Raw genomic sequence first — 19,153 nt, 5'->3', positions numbered from 1 at the left:
TGTCGCTTAGTTTATCAAGGTGCTAAGCGTAACCTGTCTATAGTACAAGCCATAAAGCATAAAAAGGCACTACCGAAGAGTGCCTTTTTATACAATACAGTATCTAAAGTTTGTCTACTTAATGTCTTTCCAAAACTCTTTATTCAGTAGATAAACAGGGATAAGCAGTACTAGTAAAAACAGAATCACAAAAAAACCAATAACTTTACGATCATGGCGGACAGGCTCACCCATCCATGCCATATAGTTTACTAAGTCACCAACTTCGCTTTCGAACTCTTCTTGACTCAAGCTTTTTTGCATATTATGCAATACATGCGGCATAGCTGCGTTTTCGAGCACGAGGTTATTAGCGCCCCAAGGACGACTTGGATCTTCATAAAACGACAACAGATAGGTATAAACCCAATCATCACCGCGAAGTCTATTTACCATCGTTAGATCTGGAGGTGCAGCGCCAAACCACGACGCTTGAATCTCAGGGTCTATCTCAGGGTTAATAAAATCACCGATTTGATCCGTCGTCACCATCAAGTATTTTTCGACCAGCTCAGGTGGTATCTCTAAGTCTTTTGCGATACGAGAGTGACGAACAAACTCGGCTGAGTGACAGCCAGCACAGTAGTTCATAAACAGCTTCGCACCGTTTTGTAGCGAGCCCTTATTGGTAAAATCAATCGGGGCAGAGCTACAAGCCAAATGCTCTACGACACCGTCAGCGTTGGTGAATGTCCCGCATCCACCGCCGCCTGCTGCCATTGCTGTACCGGCAGTTAAGGTCAATGCCGCGCCTAAGCCCAAACCTGTTAAGGATTTTGTTAGCGTGTTCATTAGTGACCTCCGGTAACGCGTTCTGGTGGCTGTTTACACTTCTCAATAGCAGTGTAAAACGGCATCAATAAGAAGAACAAGAAATATAGAATGGTGAATACGCGTGACATAATTGTCGCGGTTGGCGTTGCAGGTGTCGCACCTAAGTAACCAAGTACTACAAAGCTGATGGCAAATATGGTCAACGCAATCTTAGATAAGATGCCTTTATAACGTATAGAGCGTACTGGCGATCTATCAAGCCATGGTATCAAGAACAACACAGCAATCGCGCCACCCATGGCAATTACACCACCAAGCTTATCAGGAACCGCACGTAAGATGGCATAGAAAGGTGTGTAATACCACACTGGTGCAATATGTGCTGGTGTTTTCAGTGAGTTTGCTTTTTCAAAGTTTGGTGGCTCTAAGAAGAAACCGCCGCCTTCTGGGAAGAAGAACACCACTGCAAAGAAGCAGATAAAGAATACTACGATACCAACCATGTCATGCACAGTGTAGTACGGATGGAATTCGATACCGTCTAGTGGTACACCGTTTTTGTCTTTCAGCTTTTTGATATCAATGCCATCAGGGTTGTTTGAACCCACATGGTGCAGCGCCACAATATGCATGAAGACTAAGCCCACAAGTACTAAGGGAATAGCAACGACGTGTAGAGCGAAGAAACGGTTCAGGGTGATACCTGAGATAATATAGTCACCACGTACCCATTCAGCAAGACCGTCACCAATCACTGGCAGAGCTGCAGGTAGGTTCAAAATAACCTGCGCACCCCAGAATGACATGTTGCCCCAAGGGAGTAAGTATCCAAAGAAACCTTCTGCCATGAGCGCTAAGTAGATACCCATGCCGATGAGCCAGATAAGCTCACGTGGTTTTTGATATGAACCATAAAGCAGCGCTCTAAACATATGCAGGTATACGACGACGAAGAACGCAGATGCGCCTGTCGAGTGCATATAACGGATGAGCCAACCACCTTTAACGTCACGCATGATGTATTCAACAGACGCAAATGCCCCTTCGGCACTTGGGTTGTACATCATCGTTAGCCAGATACCGGTCACCAACTGGTTGACCAATACGATCATTGATAGTACGCCAAAGAAGTACCAAAAGTTAAAGTTCTTTGGTGCATAGTACTTTGACATATGGTATTCATAGGTTTCAGTCGCTGGAAAGCGTGCATCTACCCAATGCATTAACTTTTTACCCATACTCATATTAAGCTTCTCCAACCGTCAAGATGGTACCATCCAAGCTGTAGTCTGGGATGGGTAAATTAAGTGGAGCTGGAACCCCCTTATAAACGCGTCCCGCTAAGTCATATTTAGATCCATGGCACGCGCAGAAAAATCCACCATACCAATCATTACCACCTAAGTCAGCAGCGCCAACATCGGGACGAAATCCGGGTGCACAGCCTAAGTGTGTACATACGCCTTCAACAACCAATATACCTGGTTCCAAAGAACGGGTTTGGTTTTTGGTGTATTCTGGTTGTAGTGATTCGTTAGAATCAGGGTCTGACAAAAGTGACTGCACAGGATCTAATGTGGCCAACATATCTTCAGTGCGTTTGACTATATAGATAGGCTTGCCGCGATACTTGACGACGATCATCTGACCTTCTTCAACAGAACCAATATCTTGGGTAACTGCAGCACCTGCAGCTTCTGCTTTTGCGCTTGGAGTCCAAGAGCGGACAAAAGGTGTCGCCACAGCAGCTACTCCAACTGCGCCAATCGCGGCAGTCGAAGCTATTAGAACTCTACGACGTTGTACATTAACGCCTTCGGCATGGCTCATTAATACTTCCTCCAGGTGAATGAAATGGGATTATCCCACACTGGGTTTGTGACTTAGAAATCTGCAATATCAATATACAAGCCACGTTAGCTGTGCCTAATCTTGCTAATTGTTGCTATTCTAAGCTATTTTGGTCATAAAATAAATTGATGTGTTAAAAATAAAACCGCTCTAATAACTCAGACTTGACTGTGAGACCTTATAAAATGGGTCAAAGTCGGTCAGATATCAGAGGCAAATTTTAATAATTACCTTAGAATTGATAAGGGTATTTAACAATAGGGGAATGATACTTGAAATTAAGGAAATGTTCACTAACTTTCCTTAAGATTGCGTCACTCTCTCTATTTATTACCATTGTAGCGTTAACTTAAGCAATGATAAATGTCTTAATCACTCTCTAGGGCTTCCCAGCGCTCAAGTTTGCTCATCATCTCATCTTCTAAAGCCAACAAGCGCTCACTAGCAGCAGTCGCCGCCTCAATATCTGTCGTGAACCATGAACCGTCTGCCAGTTTGTCTTGTAGCTGTTGTTGCTCAGTCTCAAGGGCAGCGATTTCTTTGGGCAGACTATCAAGTTCGCGTTGCTCATTGAAGTTGAGCTTTTTGACTGCCTTATTTGGTTTGGCTGTTGTTTGTGATGGTTTCGTAGTCGCCTTGCTGTTTACCGCTGAGCTGTTAGCAGACCTAGCGGCGTTTGCAGCTTGCTCACGGTTTTTTTGTACCAGATACTCTTGGTAGCCGCCGACATATTCCTTCACAATTCCGTTGCCATCCTCATCTTGGTCAAATACCCAAGTCGAGGTGACCACGTTGTCCATAAATGAGCGATCATGGCTAATCAATAGAATCGTACCGTTAAACTTACTGACCGATTCTTCTAGCAGCTCAAGGGTTGCCATATCTAAATCGTTGGTTGGCTCATCAAGCACCAAGATGTTGGCAGGCTTTAGCAGCTGTTTTGCCAAAAGTACACGGTTACGTTCACCGCCAGATAATGCCTTGACGGGAGTACGCGCGCGCTCGGGGGCAAATAAGAAATCTTGCAAGTAGCTCATAATATGAGTCTTGCGACCACCTACTTCTACAAAATCTGAGCCTTCAGAGACGTTTTGAGCGACGGTGGCTTCAAGATCTAACTGATCTCGCAGCTGATCAAAGAAGGCGATTTCTAAGTTGGTGCCCAAGGTGACGCTACCTGACTTGGTTACTTCATCATCAGACAAATCAAGCAAGGCTTTGATAAGGGTGGTTTTACCAGCACCATTAGGGCCAATAATACCGATCTTATCACCGCGCATAATAGAGGTGCTAAAGTTATCGACCAACACATTACCATCGTATTCAAGATGTAGGTTTTTGACTTTACAGACCAGCTTGCCGCTTTTCTCGCCTTCACCCATGGTGATATTGACATTACCGACTTGCTCACGGCGGGCGCGGCGCTCTTCACGTAATGCTTTTAGATCACGTACGCGGCCTTCATTACGGGTACGACGGGCTTTAATTCCTTGACGAATCCAGACTTCTTCTTGCGCCAGTTTTTTATCGAAGTTGGCGTTGTTTTTCTCTTCTGCCAAGAGCTGTTGTTCTTTTAGCTCTTGATAACGCGCGTACCCTTTTGCACCTTGGGTAACGTCGTAGCTTGAGAGTTTGCCACGATCTAGCTCTACGATACGAGTCGAAAGCTTGTCAACGAACGCTCTATCATGGGTGACGAATAATAGCGTCAAACCCTGCCAATCCAATAAGAAACGCTCTAACCACTCAATACTATCGACGTCCAAATGGTTGGTTGGCTCATCAAGAAGGAGTACATCAGGCTTGGTCACCAAAGCGCGTGCAAGTAATACGCGGCGCTTACGACCACCAGAAAGTGAGGAGAGGTCGTCTTCAGGGTCCAGTCCCATGGTGGTGATAAGGCGGGTAGCTTCACGCTCCAAATCCCAACCATGTACAGCGTCGATATCGTGTTGCAAGCTTGCCATACGCTCGCAGGCATCCATATCACCATCTGCGCATAAATCAGTCTGTTGGTTATAGCTGATGAGTAAATCTGCGGTGCGGCGACTGCCCCCCATGACGATGTCTAATATACGTCCACTGGTTTCGGGTACGTCCTGCTCGAGCATTGCAACGCTTGTACTACCGTTGATAATGACTTCGCCACTATCAGGCTGTAGTGAGCCGCTAATCAGTTTGAATAAAGTTGATTTGCCTTCGCCATTGCGGCCAATTAAGCACACGCGCTCACCAGCATCGAGGGAAAAATCAATGCCATCGAGGATAGGGGCGACGCCAAAGGCGAGATGGATGTTCTTTAAATGTATCAGTGCCATAGAGTATCTTAAGCTTATATATAGTGATGAAAGTAGTGAGTTGGATAATGGTTATATAAAGGGTGTTACTAAGTTGTCAGCAGTATAACATGCTGCTGCGCCAGTTTAGTGTGAGCAAGGCTTTTTTATCGCGCTTGTTATGCATAAGGAAGGGTTAAAAGCCATGAAGGAGAGGATGTCTCTTCATTTTAAGACAAGTATCATAGTCGAATGATCAACACGCTCTGTCATTACTGTCTATAATACGCATAACCATACCTATACTGTAGTGAATACTAAATAAAAAGAGTACAGATATGACAGCGTGCTACTGGTATAAATTTTACTTGCGTGCTGCGTTCCCAGAGGCTGCGCAAAATTCATCCCAGTAGCACTGTGTTTATTTTATAGTGGATCAACTATATAAATAGTTACGATATTGAGAAAAGTATGAATACATCAGCATCTGAAAGTAAAACGAATTCTACAACCCAAAATGATAGTGCTGCAGAGCAGTCTGAGCTGCAAGCGCAAATGATTGAGCTGCAAATGAGTATGGCGCATCTTGAGCTCACTGTAGAGCGCTTAGATCAAGTCATCACTAGTCAAGACAGACATATCCAAACCCTACAACGTCAGCTACAGCTGGTCTATAAGCAAGTAGAAAGTCAAAGTGCTGAAGAGGGGATTGCACCCTTCGATGTGATAGCAGACAGACCGCCTCACTATTAAGCTGCTATGCACTCACCTTAGGTAATGCTATTAATACAGTATGACCAAACAGTCATAAATGAGAAATAATGTGTTATTGATGTTGTTTTAGTGTTTGAAAGTCATTACCATGGCTCGCCAACGTATCATCTGCAAAGTGGCTTTTACAGTACTGGTTATTGTAGTGATATGACAATAAGGACGTTTGGAGAAATACAATGGGCACTAATTTCAATCTAAAAACACTGGCAGTTGCTGTTGCGGCTTTTTCTGTAGCCAGCATGAGTAACGCGGCTGGCCTTGATCGCTCTGGTCAAGACATCACTGCCTTCTTACAAGACGGTACCTATGCAGAAGTCAGTTATACCTATCTTGATGCCGACGTTACAGGTAAAGACATATCTGGTAATAACATTGATGATATTGCAGAGTCGTATGATTTTTTTCGTTATGGCGTAAAAGCAGATATCAACGATACCTTTAGCGTTGGCGTATTATACGATGAACCTTTTGGTGCCGCTGCTGATTATAGTGGTAAAAATGACTTTGTATCGCATGAACCAAACCCTATTTTTGAAGGGCTTATACCACCTAATGGCGAAGGTACCAATGTAGAAGTCCGCACGGAAAGCATCACAGCTATTATTGGTGCCAAACTTGGCGAAAATAAAAACTTCCAAGTTTACGGTGGTCCAGTCGCCCAACGTGTCCAAGCGGATGTAAAGTTGCGTGGTACTGCTTACAGTGTTGCTGATGGTTATACCACCCATATCAGTGCTGATCAGGATTATGGTTGGATAGCTGGTATGGCTTATAGTAAGCCAGAAATTGCTTTACAAGCTGCATTGACCTATCGTTCTGAGATTGAGCATACTACCAATGCTGCTGAGCTATATCCTTTTGCGCAAAGTCCATTAATCGGTCTTTCAGCAAACAGAAGCGGTAATATTGAAATTACTACACCTGAATCGGTAAACTTTGACTTCCAAACGGGTATCAATCCAACCACATTGGCGACCGCAAAAGTCCGCTGGGTACCATGGAGCGATTTTGCGATTACACCATCATTGTACAATGAGGCTAGTCAAGTATTAGCGACAAGACCTCAGGGTGCTGGTATACCTCCTGAAGGTCTAGATTTAGTAAGCTATGATAAAGATCAATGGCAGGTAGAGCTAGGCCTCGCCAAGCGCTTAACACCTGCTTTGGCCGTTTCAGGTAATATCGGTTGGGATAGCGGTGCGGGTAATCCAGTGACGTCTTTAGGGCCTATCGAAGGTTACTACAGTGCGGGTCTGGGTGCGAAATATAACGTCACTGAAAACTGGGCAATCTCAGCAGGTGGTAAATATCTTTGGTTTGGTGATGCCAAAGGTCAAATACCAAGTAAAACGGTTGTTAGTGATTTCCAAGACAATGATGGTTATGTACTTGGTGCAAAAATATCTTATCAATCTAAGTAACTAACCTCCTTTTAGTCTTGATAAAGAAGCGATCCGTAGTGGGTCGCTTTTTTTGTGCTTAAATGTGCTTAAAGAGTAATCAAAAGACTGCTCTATGATGTCGATTTCAATTACTAGCGGATTGAATGGCAGATAGGGTTTTAATCAAGAAAATTAAGCTGATCAGGTTTTAATCAATACAAAAATCAGGTGGCATGATCTTGATCATTGGCTAGGTTACGGACTAATTATAAATGAGAACTGTACAGTCATAATGGCGAAATAAAGTGCTTTATATGTTGTCTTAGTGTCAAAAAGCTATTACTATTCAGTTTAGGACATCGTTTGAATAGTCAGCTTGGTATTTAAAATAATGCTAGTTGCTGAATATGAAAGCGTTTATACAACTAGGACGTTTGGAGATACACAATGCGCGCCACCTTTCATTTAAAAACTCTTTCGGTAGCTGTCGCTGCTCTTTCTGTTGCTAGCTTCGCTAGCGCCGCTGGTCTTGATCGCTCAGGTCAAGATATCACTGCATTCTTACAAGATGGCACGTATGCAGAGACTGTCTACACCTATATTAATGCTGATGTGACAGGTGTTGATAATGATGGTAATAAAAGTGGTGATATTGCCGAATCTTATGACTTCTTTCGCTATGGTGTTAAAACAGATATAAACAATAGATTCAGTGTGGGTGTATTGTATGATGAGCCTTTTGGCGCAGCCGCAAAGTATGAAGGTGATAATAATTTCACTGGAGTAGCAGATATAACAGGCGCTGGGGCGATTCAAACAGTTGCTCAAACTGCTGTTGGAAGAACTCAAGATAAAATTGATCAAATTAATACACAAATAGCAGGTATTGATGCAGCTTTAGCAAACCCCAATCTGCCACCAGCGCAACAGCAAGCATTAAATCAAAATAAACAGGTTTTAGGGCTAGCAAGTGTTGCTCTAACAAATGCTGTTACAGGCTTTGAGTCATTAAATGATGCGCCAACACTTGAAAATTATAATGGTTTGATCGAAAGTACCAAACAAAATATTGCACAAACCGAAGGCAGACTTAATCAACTGTCGCCAGGGTTGTCGCCTGAGACTAATCAACTGGCACAAACTCTGTTGGACGGTAATAAAGCAGATCTAGCACAAAGTGAAGCCACCCGTGATGCAGTCGCCAACTTATTGAGCATTGATGAGGCGACCAATGTAGAAGTACGTTCTCATACGCTATCACTGATCGGTGGTATGAAGTTTGGTGCTCAGAATCAATTTCAAGTATATGGCGGCCCCGTTGCTCAGCGTTTAGAAGCAGATGTTAAGCTAAGAGGTAATGCTTATAAGGGTGCTGCTGGATATACTGCGCACATAAGCCCTGATCAGGACTATGGTTGGTTGGCTGGTATTTCTTATAGTAAGCCTGAGATTGCTTTAAAAGCAGCCTTGACTTACCGCTCTGAGATAGACCATACATTAAATGCCGCCGAATACTTCCCAGCACTTGCAATTCGAGGGTTGAACCCTAATAGCACTACTAAATTTGAAGTAACCACGCCTGAATCGGTCAACTTAGATCTTCAAACAGGGGTGAATCCAACAACCTTGGCCACTGCCAAAGTACGCTGGGTACCATGGGGTGACTTCGCAATTAGACCGCCTGTATATACTCAAGCGTCAAACTTACCGTTAGTTGATTATGATAAAGATCAATGGCAAGTAGAGTTGGGATTAGGCAAGCGTCTTGCTCCAAAACTAGCTGTTTCAGGCACTGTGGGCTGGGATAGTGGCGCCGGTAATCCAGTGTCTTCTTTAGGTCCTATTGAGGGTTACTACAGTGTAGGCCTTGGTGCTAAGTATGATGTGACTGAAAACTGGGCAGTATCTGCTGGTGGTAAATACTTATGGTTCGGTGATGCTGAAGGTTCATTGCCAGATGGTGATGTTGTTTCTAACTTCGAAGACAATGATGGCTATGTACTTGGTGTAAAAGTATCTTACCAAGCTAAATAGCTAGTTTTTATATCTAAAAACTATCGATAGTCAACGAATAAAAAAGCGATCCATAAATGGGTCGCTTTTTTTATGAGTCCGAATTGAGAAAACATAGAGATTATAAATAGTGTGATATTTTTATAATAGTATAGATTGGATGGATTCAGTCTTTTTGTTGCGAGCAAAAGTAGCGACAGTAAGATCTATGAGTATAACTGAGAAAGTATTCATTGCTTACCGTGGGTAAGCCAGATAGAGACTATAAAAGCTTGTCTTGAATAGAGTCAGAGTGTATGTGCTATTAAAAGAATGAACTATAGCTGCATTCAATTTCCTAATTACTTTGATCGATGACACGCTCTAGATAAGCGCTGATCTGGTGCAAATACAACGAGTCGGACAGTCATAAGAGACAATAAAAAAACCTCGCTACTATGACAGTAGCGAGGTTGTTGGCAAATATTTTATGAGAAGATTGTTTGACTTACTTATCTAAGTTAAGCTCCATCTCTTCAAATTTGGCAGATACTGAAGGTCTTGGACCACCAGTCATGGTACTGACAGCGAAGATGGCGATGGTACTTAAGATAAAGCCTGGAACGATGGCGTATAACCAACTATTCAATGCCACACCATTCATCTCAAATGGACCATAGACCCATAAGATGACAGTCAACGCACCAACGACCATACCAGCAACCGCGCCGTTACGGTTCATACCGCGCCATGTGAGACTGAAGATAACTAGGGGTCCGAATGCTGCGCCAAACCCTGCCCAAGCGTTAGAGACCAAGTTCAATACTGAGCTATCTGGATTAGAAGCCAATAATATAGCGACAATAGCGACGACTATTACTGAGATACGACCGACCAGTACTTGGCGCGCTTCTGGTGCTTCTCTATCAAAGAACAGCTTGTAAACGTCTTTGGTTAATGAGCTTGATACCACCAATAACTGAGAGGAGATGGTACTCATAATGGCCGCTAAGATCGCCGCTAACAAGAAGCCCGAAACCAGCGGATGGAATAAGAACTGAGTAAATACTAAAAAGATGGTCTCAGGATCATCCAAGGTCATTGCTGTTTTGGCCACATAAGCGCGACCAGCGATACCCGTCACACACGCACCAATAAGACTGATAATCATCCAACTCATACCGATTCTACGTGCTGTAGGCACGTCTTTGACTGAACGAATCGCCATAAAACGTACGATGATATGTGGCTGACCAAAATAGCCTAAGCCCCATGCCAGTAAGGATATAATACCAAGCGCAGTCATACCACTGGTAATGTCGAGCATACTTGGATCGATAGCTCTGATAGCGTTCGTCGTAGCACCTACACCGCCAAGATCGGTCAAGGCCACAATAGGTACAATCACCATTGCAAAGAGCATGATTACGCCCTGTACAAAGTCAGTCATAGATACTGCTAAGAAACCCCCGAACAAAGTATAGACAACAACGACACCAGCCGTGACCCAAAGACCAGTACCATAAGAGAGGTTGAGCGAGCTTTCGAAGAGCTTACCGCCGCCAACCAAGCTGGCAGCTGTATAGACCGTAAAGAATAAGATAATCACTATCGCTGAGATAACACGCAGCAAGTGCGACTTATCTTCAAAGCGGTTGGCGAAGTAATCAGGAAGAGTGATCGCGTTATCAGCGACTTCAGTATAGACACGCAATCTTGGGGCAACAATGAGATAGTTCAAAAACGCACCCATTGTCAGACCGATGGCAATCCAAGCACTAACCACACCATCAGCATACATAGCGCCAGGTAAACCCAATAGTAACCAACCTGACATGTCTGAGGCGCCAGCCGATAACGCTGTGACGGCAGGGCTTAGGTTACGACCACCGAGCATATAGCCTTCAGTGTCATTGGCTTGCTTGAAGTAAGCATAAATACCAATCCCAATCATCACCAAAAAATAGGCGCCCAGTGAAATCATTACGCCACTAGAAACTCCATTCATAAAACTATCCTTAACCAACTGTATTGGCTGTAATTATGTTTAACCTTCAAATTTATTATTAAGGTACGATTCGTAAAGACAAAAAAAGCCATTAAGTAAAACAAAATGGCTTTTTATTTATCTTAATTATTCGCTTTTAGTTTTATATGATTGATGGTATTTTTCGATGCTTTTCGCTTCGCCTGTGCCACATCAATAGTGCTGGCTGATGGGCAACAGATAAAATCAATCATTTAAAACCGTCTGTTTTGCTACATTGGCTGCATAATCTTTTGCCAAGTCATACGCCGATGTGCAAAGAACAAACATAAAGCTACCATTATTAGACATTGGACGTTATTCACTGATCGTTAATTTTTCTACTCTATTAAATCTACATCTATTGGAATAGGTATCTTCATAGAATCAGGGCATAAATACTATTAATCAGCGATTAAGTTAATTAGTAAATAATAACCATTCAGTGAAAGCAGCTGTGTTTTGCAGCCTTTTCGCCATAATACCTTACTCAATACATGCCGTTAAGTGACTATTTGTGCCGTTATGGTAACTATATGTTGTATAAGCAAACTTGCCGCATTATAACGTAAAGAGGTTATGATTGCGAATTGCGCCTTTAAACTCAGGGGTTAGCTATTGATCACTGTCAGTCATTAATCGATAGGAGCGAGTAGTTCAAGTAAGGCTTCAACGCTGGTCGAGCGAGTCAGTTTGGGGTTGATGACCACGCCTAAATAACGCTGCAGTTCTATATTATTCGCCATATCAATGCGTTCTAAATCCTGGCTGATTAGGGTCTGCGGTAATACCGACCAGCCAAGTCCAACAGAGACCAACATGCGAATAGACTCAAGCGGATTGGTACTCATGGTGGCATAAGGTTTTAGGTTATGTTTGGCAAACTCTGCTAGGGTTATCTGGCTGGTGAAGGTATTGGCAGAAGGCAGAATAGCAGGGTAGTGTGCCAGTTGCTCTAACGTGACATTGTTTTTGGTGGCGAGCGGTGATAAAGCGCCAGTCATAAAATATAGTGGATCTGACCATAAGGTGTGGTAAGTTAGGCGCTTGTCATAGACTGGCGGTAAGGTCAAAAATGCCAAAGACAAATTACCATCGATAACCGCTTTATGCGCTTCTTCTGAGTCTACAAAGTGTACTTCTAGCTGTACAGAAGGATAACGCTGAATGAAGTGTTTTAATACTGGCGCTAAATGATGCAAGCCAATATGATGGCTGGTACCTATGACCAGCTTGCCAGAAACGGTTTGCTTGGAATGTTGTAGATTAATTTTGAAGTTTTCATAATCATCAAGCCAGCGCTTGGCATGAGGGAGCATCTCAGTTGCCGCTTGGGTTGGAACAATGCCGCGACCCACGGTATCAAACAAAGTGATTTTAAACTCTTCTTCTAAATTTTTGATGCGCTTACTGACTGCAGGTTGGGTGATAAAGAGCTTTTCTGCGGCACCTGAGATACTGCCTGTCTGCATGACAGTCACAAACGTCGTCAAATTAGTGGTGTTCAAAACGATGTCCTTAGCTATAAAGCGAGCCATAAGTAAAAGTTGGTATACCCAGTCACAATGAATTAGAAATAAAAGTTTGTGAATAGATAAAAATCATCAATTATTATTATAGAATTAGGCTGTTATAATCACAAGGTATAGAGACACTTTTGATGAATTTATTTTGTCACATTCTAATTTGAACAGCACACAAATACTTTTTGACGTAAGACAGCGTCAGTTATGTCAATTATATAATTTATGTCAGTTATATAATATGCCACAACCACTTGAATATTATCACTGACAACGCATAACGACATATAGTCAGCAAGCAATTAGCAATTAAAATTAATAAGGATAGCAACATGGCCGGTCAAACTTTATATGACAAACTCTGGAACGCTCACGAAGTCACCAAGCGCGATGATGGCTCGAGCCTAATTTATATTGACCGTCATTTATTACATGAGGTGACCAGTCCACAAGCATTTGAGGGCTTGGAGCTTGCCAATAGAGAGCCTTGGCGTTTGTCTGCCAATATCGCCAGTCCCGATCACAACGTCCCAACGGTGACCAAAGAGCGCTCAGAAGGCGTGGAAGGTATCAAAGATAAAGTCTCACGTCTGCAAGTAGTAACTTTAGATGATAACTGCGCTAAGTTTGATATCGCTGAATTCACTATTAATGATGCCCGTCAAGGCATCTTGCACGTCGTCGGCCCTGAGCAAGGCTTAGTACTGCCAGGTATGACGGTAGTGTGCGGCGACTCACATACGGCGACTCATGGGGCGCTTGGTTGTCTTGCTCATGGTATCGGTACTTCTGAGGTTGAGCATGTACTTGCCACTCAGTGCCTGATTCAAAAGAAATCAAAAAACATGCAAATCCGCGTTACTGGTGAGCTTGGTGTTGGCGTGACTCCAAAAGACGTGGTGCTCGCAATCATTGCGCAGATCGGTACCGCTGGTGGTACAGGCCATGCCATTGAGTTTGCAGGACAAGTGTTTGAAGAGATGAGCATGGAAGGGCGCATGACCGTCTGTAACATGGCGATTGAAGCGGGTGCGCGCGTCGGTATGGTCGCTGTCGACGATACGACGATTGACTATGTCAAAGGCCGTCCTTATGCACCGACTGCTGAGCAGTGGGAGCAAGCAGAAGCCTACTGGCGTACATTGTACTCAGATGATGATGCGGTGTTTGATACGGTTATCGAGATTGATGGTAGCCAGATTGCACCGCAAGTGTCTTGGGGCACTTCACCTGAGATGGTCGTGGATGTGACTCAGTCAGTGCCCACGCCAGACCAAGCAGCGGATGAATCACAACGTGAAGGTTGGTTACGTGCCTATACCTATATGGGCTTAGAAGCTGGACAGCCGATTACTGATATTGAGCTTGATCGAATCTTTATCGGCTCTTGCACCAACTCACGTATCGAAGATTTACGCGATGCAGCTGCGGTTATTAAAGGTCGTAAAGTTGCAGATAATATCAAAGAAGCCATTGTGGTTGCTGGCTCTGGACAGGTGAAGTTGCAAGCAGAAGCAGAAGGCTTAGACACGGTATTTACCGATGCAGGCTTTGAGTGGCGCGAGCCTGGTTGCTCTATGTGCTTGGCGATGAACGCCGATAAGCTTGAGCCAGAAGAGCACTGCGCATCGACTTCTAACCGTAACTTTGAAGGACGTCAAGGTACGGGTGGGCGCACGCATTTGGTGAGTCCAGCGATGGCAGCGGCCGCCGCATTGGCTGGTCACTTCGTCGATGTGCGTACTTTTTAATGGTTTATTGGCCTTTGACGCTTCTCACATTTTTATCATATAGGAATTACCATGCAAGCTTATAACACTCAAACGGGTATCGTCTGTCCGCTAGATCGCGCCAACGTTGATACCGACCAAATTATCCCTAAGCAGTTTTTAAAGTCTATTAAGCGTACTGGCTTTGGCGTCAACTTATTCGATGACTGGCGCTATCTAGATGAAGGCTTCCCAGGTCAGGACAACAGTAAGCGTCCTATCAACCCAGACTTTGTATTGAACCAACCGCGTTATCAAGGGGCTACGATCTTGCTGGCTCGTAAGAACTTTGGCTGCGGTTCTAGCCGTGAGCATGCGCCTTGGGCACTGTCTGAATATGGGTTTCGTACCGTAATTGCACCAAGTTTTGCTGATATTTTTTATAACAACTGCTTTAAAAATGGCATGTTGCCGATAGTTTTGGACGAAGCCATCGTCGATAAGCTGATGAAAGCCACGCTTGAGAATGAAGGTTACGAGCTGACTGCGGATCTTGAGCGTCAAGTAGTTACTACGCCGACTGGTGAAGAGTATGCCTTTGAAGTAGATGCCTTTCGTAAGCATTGTTTGCTAAATGGTCTTGATGACATTGGTCTAACCTTGCAGCAAAGCGACTCAATCAAGGCATATGAGCAAAAAATGATGCAAAAAACCCCTTGGATCTTTAATGAGGTGCGGGCATAAAGTGAAGCCTGAATAAATGTCAAATAGTCAAGCATACAGCGTTGAGTTATGGTGACGAACTGGCTAAAATGAATATTAAGCACACTTCTATTTATATGAACAGTAGCCACCATTATGAATAAAAAACGTTATGCTCTATTTACTAGTACGCTCATAGCTGCCAGTCTAGCGCTGTCAGGCTGTCAGCTATTAACCGGTTATCAGCAGATTGATAGAGCTGAAAATGCGGATAAGTGGATGGGTAAGCTCATTCCTGTGGCAGGTGAGGTAAATCTCGCTTGTTTTGGTACCTATCATTGTGAAGTCACCCATATAGATAGAACCCCTATTATTTCGCCAGAAACCCATGAACCTGTTGACATGAGTATGTTGACGACGACACCTAGCGCTGACGAGGTCACTTCACTATTAGACACCAAATCGGTCAAAATAGTCCCTTTAGCACCCTCTAGTATAAAGGGGCTGACCAATTATTATGCACGAGTGAAGCCTATCAAGCGTGAAGTACATGTGAACTTTTATCCTGAAAATAATCTTGGCTATGTTGAGCGCTTTGCTATCATTCATGAGTTTGTTGATGCCACCTATCAGATACGAGCCTATCAAGATAAGTCTAATCAAGAGGCTGGTAGCTTACTCGATAAAGCATCGCCAAAACCCCTATGTGTTGAGTTGGTAGAAGATGGCACGGTTGTACGTCATTTTTGTAAACAAACGGATGCGCAGCAGCAAGGTGAATTTATCGAAGTTGCGGTCACCAAAAGCTAAGCGTAAACAACTCAGCACTCATAACCTTTTACTTAATTACCGACAAGGATCAGTATGGCAACGATATTAACATTAGCAGGCGATGGCATTGGCCCTGAAATCATGACTCAAGCCATTGATGTGCTAAAGGCCGTCAATAAGAAGTTTGATTTGGGGTTGACGCTTGAGTCTGGACTGATTGGCGGCGTGGCAATCGATGCGACGGGCGAACCACTGCCCGAAGAGACGTTGAATCAAGCGCGTAACGCAGATGCGGTGTTATTAGGTGCTGTAGGTGGTCCTAAGTGGGATGCTATCGAGCGTAGCAAGCGTCCTGAACGTGGCCTACTAAAAATCCGTAGCGAGCTTGGCTTGTTTGCCAACTTGCGTGTAGCAAAACTCTATCCGCAACTGGCAAATGCTTCTAGTATCAAGCCCGAGATTATCTCTGGCTTAGATTTACTCATCGTGCGTGAGTTGACTGGTGGTATATATTTCGGTGAGCCGCGCGGCATCCGCACGTTAGACAATGGTGAGCAGCAAGGCTACAACACCATGGTCTATAAAACCAGCGAGATTGAGCGTATCGGAAAAGTTGCTTTTGAGTTGGCACAAACTCGCGCAAAAGCAGCTGGCACACCTGCCAAAGTATGTTCGGTCGATAAGGCGAACGTCCTAGAAGTCACAGAGCTGTGGAAGCAGACGATGATTGAAATGCAGCAAGCCGACTATAGTGATGTAAGCTTGTCGCATATGTATGCAGACAATGCCTGTATGCAGCTGATTCGTGATCCAAAGCAGTTCGACGTGATGGTGACGGGCAATATGTTTGGCGATATCTTGTCTGATGAAGCGGCCATGCTAACAGGCTCTATCGGTATGTTACCTTCTGCCAGCCTTGATGAAGATGGCAAAGGTATGTATGAGCCTTGCCATGGTTCAGCACCTGATATTGCAGGCCAAGATAAAGCCAATCCATTGGCGACAATTCTTTCTGTTGCTATGATGCTGCGTTATACTTTTAAGCAAGAACAAGCAGCGCAAGCGATTGAGCAAGCGGTTAGTGATGTACTCGATGATGGTCTACGGACGCTTGATATCTTAGACAGTGATGAGAGTGGCCTGATTCAAGTGGGCTGTAAACAAATGGGTGAAGCAGTATTGGCTAAATTGTCATAAGCGAACCGCCGTTGTAAAGTTAAGTACTTAAGCTTTTATGACCCATAAACTACTGAGTGGTTTATGGGTTTTTTTGTGGGAATATAAAATTTATCAGCGCACTATTTTGGCAAGTTATGAGACTTTTTAAATGGCTTTGCAGTCAGATTGTGACGTCTATTTGATCTTTTATTATTTAGTTTTGTATAACACAGCCACTATAAGAATAAGCACTTCTTAACATAAAGGTGTTATATGCTCACAGGGCGATGTGACATGATGGTTGAGCAATAAAATAAATGGTTAGACAATAAAAAGCCAGATAACAAAATGAATAATAAATAATAACTTTAGGAGTGTTCATGTACCCATTAACAAAAGTCAGTAGTGCAGTGGTAGCTATTGGTTTATCTACTGTACTATTTATGAGTCCAAGTAGTGCTGCTACAACAAATAATACCGATATTAAAAACAATAGCAGTGTTAAAAACAGTGAGGTTAGTCCAGTAACCAATGGCGTGAGTCAAAAGATTACCCGAGATACGGAGACTGCAAGTTTACTAAATAATCTATTACCAACGATCAAATATAACACCGACAATCTCTCGACAGTAGCAAAGAAAGTGAATAATGCCAACTGGTCAGAAGGCGCTGATATCGATCGCAGCATAGGTACCAAGTTACAAGCCTTACTGAATTGGCAACATAACGGTGTTGGAGCGGTCGATGGTTATTGGGGTAAAAACACCCGAAAAGCCATGCAAGCCTTTCAAAAGACTAACGGACTAGCGGTGACAGAGCAGCTGAATACAGAGACGTGGCAAGCACTGACTAGTGATGACAAGCTTGCTACGCAGCCAGTATTGGTTAATTATACCCTCAAAGATAGCGATATTGATATTAAGACCACAACCATCCCCGCTGGTGCAGAGGCCAAGGCTAAGCTTGAGGGCATGTATTACGAAAGTGTCATCGAAGCACTGGCAGAAAAATTTCACATGAGTAAAAAGTACCTCAAAACGCTCAATCCGAACGCCAAGTTCAGGGCTGGCGAGACCATCATTATCTATAATCCTGGTAACCCAAATACCGAGCAAGTAAGCCGAGTAGTAGCCGACAAAACAACCGAAACCTTATATGCTTATGATGACAATGGTACCCTTGTTGCCAGTTATCCGACCACAGTGGGTAGCACGGCAACACCTTCACCATCCGGTACACATACGGTTGAAGTAAAAGTGCATGAGCCGAATTATACCTTTACACATGCTGATGACAGTCAGACGATTATCCCGCCAGGACCTAATAATCCCGTCGGTAGTGTCTGGATTGGTTTGAGTAAGCCTTCTTATGGTATCCATGGCTCACCAGACCCTGAGCGTATTAGTCGTCAGGCCTCGGAAGGCTGTATACGCCTGACTAATTGGGATGCTTTGGCACTCTTAGGTACCATCAAAGATGGTGCCACAGTAGAGTTTAAGTAGAGCGGATGGGAATAAAATGAATAGGAATAAAACGAGTTGAAATAAAGAAACGTTAAAACAATCTTCTTCATTAGTCGCATCCATAAAAAAATACCGCTAAAAAATTAGCGGTATTTTTTGGGCAGTACAAAACTAACGTCAGTTATTAAACGAGCCACTATCTATGGCGAGTTAGTAGACAGGTCATTGGTTTTGTTATTATTGTCATGTAAAACAGCCAAGCTATTATATTAGCTGAATAACCAGCCCACTTAATAACCCGTTTAACAGCCTATCATTGAGCAACTGTTATTTAGTACACGCCATATAACAAAAAATTAGTTTTTGCCGCGATAAGTAATACGACCTTTGGTTAAGTCGTAAGGGGTCATTTCAACCTTAACTTTATCACCAGTTAGAATGCGAATATAGTGCTTGCGCATTTTGCCTGAGATATGAGCAATGATTTCGTGTCCGTTTTCTAAACGAACTTTAAACAAAGTGTTTGGAAGGGTGTCGATGACTTCGCCTTCAAATTCAATAATTTCGTCTTTAGCCATAATCTGTATCAATCAATGAAAAATAAGCGAGTATTATACGCAGGTTTTGAGATTAAAGCAATACGGTCTCAGGTTTTTACTTGACAGCATGTAATCGTTATGTATGTCAGTACCCTATTTAAATGTTCAACAGAC

General features: G+C 43.4%; 15 protein-coding genes. 8 read left to right on the top strand and 7 right to left on the bottom strand.

Annotation, left to right across the window (positions count from 1 at the left end; all coding sequences use genetic code 11):
* Positions 1-114 precede the first annotated feature (114 nt).
* The 4 genes from JMY01_RS08220 to JMY01_RS08205 form a co-directional block, all read right to left on the bottom strand.
* Positions 115-831 (bottom strand): cytochrome c1, encoded by a 717-nt coding sequence (locus tag JMY01_RS08220; RefSeq protein WP_201575102.1) that lies wholly within the window; start codon positions 829-831, stop codon positions 115-117.
* A complete protein-coding gene (locus JMY01_RS08215; RefSeq protein WP_374220371.1) occupies positions 831-2,051 on the bottom strand; it encodes a cytochrome bc complex cytochrome b subunit in 1,221 nt (406 codons plus the stop codon). The genes JMY01_RS08220 and JMY01_RS08215 overlap by 1 nt, the downstream gene beginning before the upstream one ends.
* 7 nt (positions 2,052-2,058) lie before the next feature.
* Positions 2,059-2,643 carry a ubiquinol-cytochrome c reductase iron-sulfur subunit gene (gene petA, locus JMY01_RS08210; RefSeq protein WP_201575101.1) on the bottom strand — a complete coding sequence of 195 codons (585 nt, stop codon included), beginning with the start codon at positions 2,641-2,643 and terminating at the stop codon, positions 2,059-2,061.
* A 389-nt stretch (positions 2,644-3,032) separates the two neighbouring features.
* The gene (locus JMY01_RS08205; RefSeq protein ID WP_201575100.1) at positions 3,033-4,982 is read right to left on the bottom strand and encodes an ATP-binding cassette domain-containing protein; all 1,950 of its coding nucleotides are present in this window, start codon (positions 4,980-4,982) and stop codon (positions 3,033-3,035) included.
* Positions 4,983-5,411: 429 nt separating this feature from the next.
* Between JMY01_RS08205 and JMY01_RS08200 the strand changes: the two genes are divergently transcribed.
* From JMY01_RS08200 to JMY01_RS08190, 3 genes are all read left to right on the top strand, one after another.
* Positions 5,412-5,693 (top strand): SlyX family protein, encoded by a 282-nt coding sequence (locus JMY01_RS08200; RefSeq protein WP_201575099.1) that lies wholly within the window; start codon positions 5,412-5,414, stop codon positions 5,691-5,693.
* Positions 5,694-5,890: 197 nt separating this feature from the next.
* Entirely contained in the window at positions 5,891-7,135 is a 1,245-nt protein-coding gene (locus tag JMY01_RS08195) for an OmpP1/FadL family transporter (protein ID WP_201575098.1), read from the top strand.
* A 408-nt stretch (positions 7,136-7,543) separates the two neighbouring features.
* Complete coding sequence (locus JMY01_RS08190; RefSeq protein WP_201575097.1) at positions 7,544-9,130, top strand: OmpP1/FadL family transporter; 1,587 nt, start codon at positions 7,544-7,546, stop codon at positions 9,128-9,130.
* A 466-nt stretch (positions 9,131-9,596) separates the two neighbouring features.
* On the opposite strand, the gene putP is transcribed toward JMY01_RS08190, so the two are convergent.
* Entirely contained in the window at positions 9,597-11,096 is a 1,500-nt protein-coding gene (gene putP, locus JMY01_RS08185; RefSeq protein ID WP_201575096.1) for a sodium/proline symporter PutP, read from the bottom strand.
* A gap of 653 nt (positions 11,097-11,749) precedes the next feature.
* Positions 11,750-12,622 carry a LysR family transcriptional regulator gene (locus JMY01_RS08180; protein WP_201575095.1) on the bottom strand — a complete coding sequence of 291 codons (873 nt, stop codon included), beginning with the start codon at positions 12,620-12,622 and terminating at the stop codon, positions 11,750-11,752.
* A 347-nt stretch (positions 12,623-12,969) separates the two neighbouring features.
* On the opposite strand from JMY01_RS08180, the gene leuC reads away from it, so the two are divergent.
* From leuC to JMY01_RS08155, 5 genes are all read left to right on the top strand, one after another.
* Positions 12,970-14,388, top strand: coding sequence for a 3-isopropylmalate dehydratase large subunit (gene leuC, locus JMY01_RS08175; RefSeq protein ID WP_201575094.1), 1,419 nt, complete (start codon positions 12,970-12,972; stop codon positions 14,386-14,388).
* Between the two features lie 51 nt (positions 14,389-14,439).
* On the top strand, positions 14,440-15,090 hold the full coding sequence (gene leuD, locus JMY01_RS08170; protein WP_201575093.1) for a 3-isopropylmalate dehydratase small subunit: 651 nt from the start codon (positions 14,440-14,442) through the stop codon (positions 15,088-15,090).
* Between the two features lie 114 nt (positions 15,091-15,204).
* Positions 15,205-15,858, top strand: coding sequence for a hypothetical protein (locus JMY01_RS08165; RefSeq protein ID WP_201575092.1), 654 nt, complete (start codon positions 15,205-15,207; stop codon positions 15,856-15,858).
* A 54-nt stretch (positions 15,859-15,912) separates the two neighbouring features.
* Entirely contained in the window at positions 15,913-17,016 is a 1,104-nt protein-coding gene (gene leuB, locus JMY01_RS08160) for a 3-isopropylmalate dehydrogenase (protein ID WP_201575091.1), read from the top strand.
* A gap of 341 nt (positions 17,017-17,357) precedes the next feature.
* A complete protein-coding gene (locus tag JMY01_RS08155; RefSeq protein WP_201575090.1) occupies positions 17,358-18,479 on the top strand; it encodes a L,D-transpeptidase family protein in 1,122 nt (373 codons plus the stop codon).
* A gap of 317 nt (positions 18,480-18,796) precedes the next feature.
* Here JMY01_RS08155 and infA read toward each other — a convergent pair whose 3' ends face one another.
* Positions 18,797-19,018: a translation initiation factor IF-1 gene (gene infA / locus JMY01_RS08150; RefSeq protein WP_265089859.1), complete on the bottom strand. Its 222-nt coding sequence runs from the start codon at positions 19,016-19,018 to the stop codon at positions 18,797-18,799.
* Positions 19,019-19,153 lie beyond the last annotated feature (135 nt).

This window comes from Psychrobacter sp. H8-1 (assembly GCF_904846575.1).
Classification (GTDB): domain Bacteria; phylum Pseudomonadota; class Gammaproteobacteria; order Pseudomonadales; family Moraxellaceae; genus Psychrobacter; species Psychrobacter fulvigenes.
This window is presented reverse-complemented; position numbering and strand designations above follow the sequence as displayed.

What these genes read in the sequence shown, in the direction of transcription:
- JMY01_RS08200 (WP_201575099.1), top strand. Translation starts at nt 5,412, where the DNA reads ATGAATACATCAGCATCTGAAAGTAAAACGAATTCTACAACCCAAAAT.
- JMY01_RS08215 (WP_374220371.1), bottom strand. Translation starts at nt 2,051, where the DNA reads ATGGGTAAAAAGTTAATGCATTGGGTAGATGCACGCTTTCCAGCGACT.
- putP (WP_201575096.1), bottom strand. Translation starts at nt 11,096, where the DNA reads ATGAATGGAGTTTCTAGTGGCGTAATGATTTCACTGGGCGCCTATTTT.
- JMY01_RS08205 (WP_201575100.1), bottom strand. Translation starts at nt 4,982, where the DNA reads ATGGCACTGATACATTTAAAGAACATCCATCTCGCCTTTGGCGTCGCC.
- leuC (WP_201575094.1), top strand. Translation starts at nt 12,970, where the DNA reads ATGGCCGGTCAAACTTTATATGACAAACTCTGGAACGCTCACGAAGTC.
- JMY01_RS08190 (WP_201575097.1), top strand. Translation starts at nt 7,544, where the DNA reads ATGCGCGCCACCTTTCATTTAAAAACTCTTTCGGTAGCTGTCGCTGCT.
- JMY01_RS08155 (WP_201575090.1), top strand. Translation starts at nt 17,358, where the DNA reads ATGTACCCATTAACAAAAGTCAGTAGTGCAGTGGTAGCTATTGGTTTA.
- JMY01_RS08165 (WP_201575092.1), top strand. Translation starts at nt 15,205, where the DNA reads ATGAATAAAAAACGTTATGCTCTATTTACTAGTACGCTCATAGCTGCC.
- leuD (WP_201575093.1), top strand. Translation starts at nt 14,440, where the DNA reads ATGCAAGCTTATAACACTCAAACGGGTATCGTCTGTCCGCTAGATCGC.
- JMY01_RS08195 (WP_201575098.1), top strand. Translation starts at nt 5,891, where the DNA reads ATGGGCACTAATTTCAATCTAAAAACACTGGCAGTTGCTGTTGCGGCT.
- petA (WP_201575101.1), bottom strand. Translation starts at nt 2,643, where the DNA reads ATGAGCCATGCCGAAGGCGTTAATGTACAACGTCGTAGAGTTCTAATA.
- leuB (WP_201575091.1), top strand. Translation starts at nt 15,913, where the DNA reads ATGGCAACGATATTAACATTAGCAGGCGATGGCATTGGCCCTGAAATC.
- infA (WP_265089859.1), bottom strand. Translation starts at nt 19,018, where the DNA reads ATGGCTAAAGACGAAATTATTGAATTTGAAGGCGAAGTCATCGACACC.
- JMY01_RS08220 (WP_201575102.1), bottom strand. Translation starts at nt 831, where the DNA reads ATGAACACGCTAACAAAATCCTTAACAGGTTTGGGCTTAGGCGCGGCA.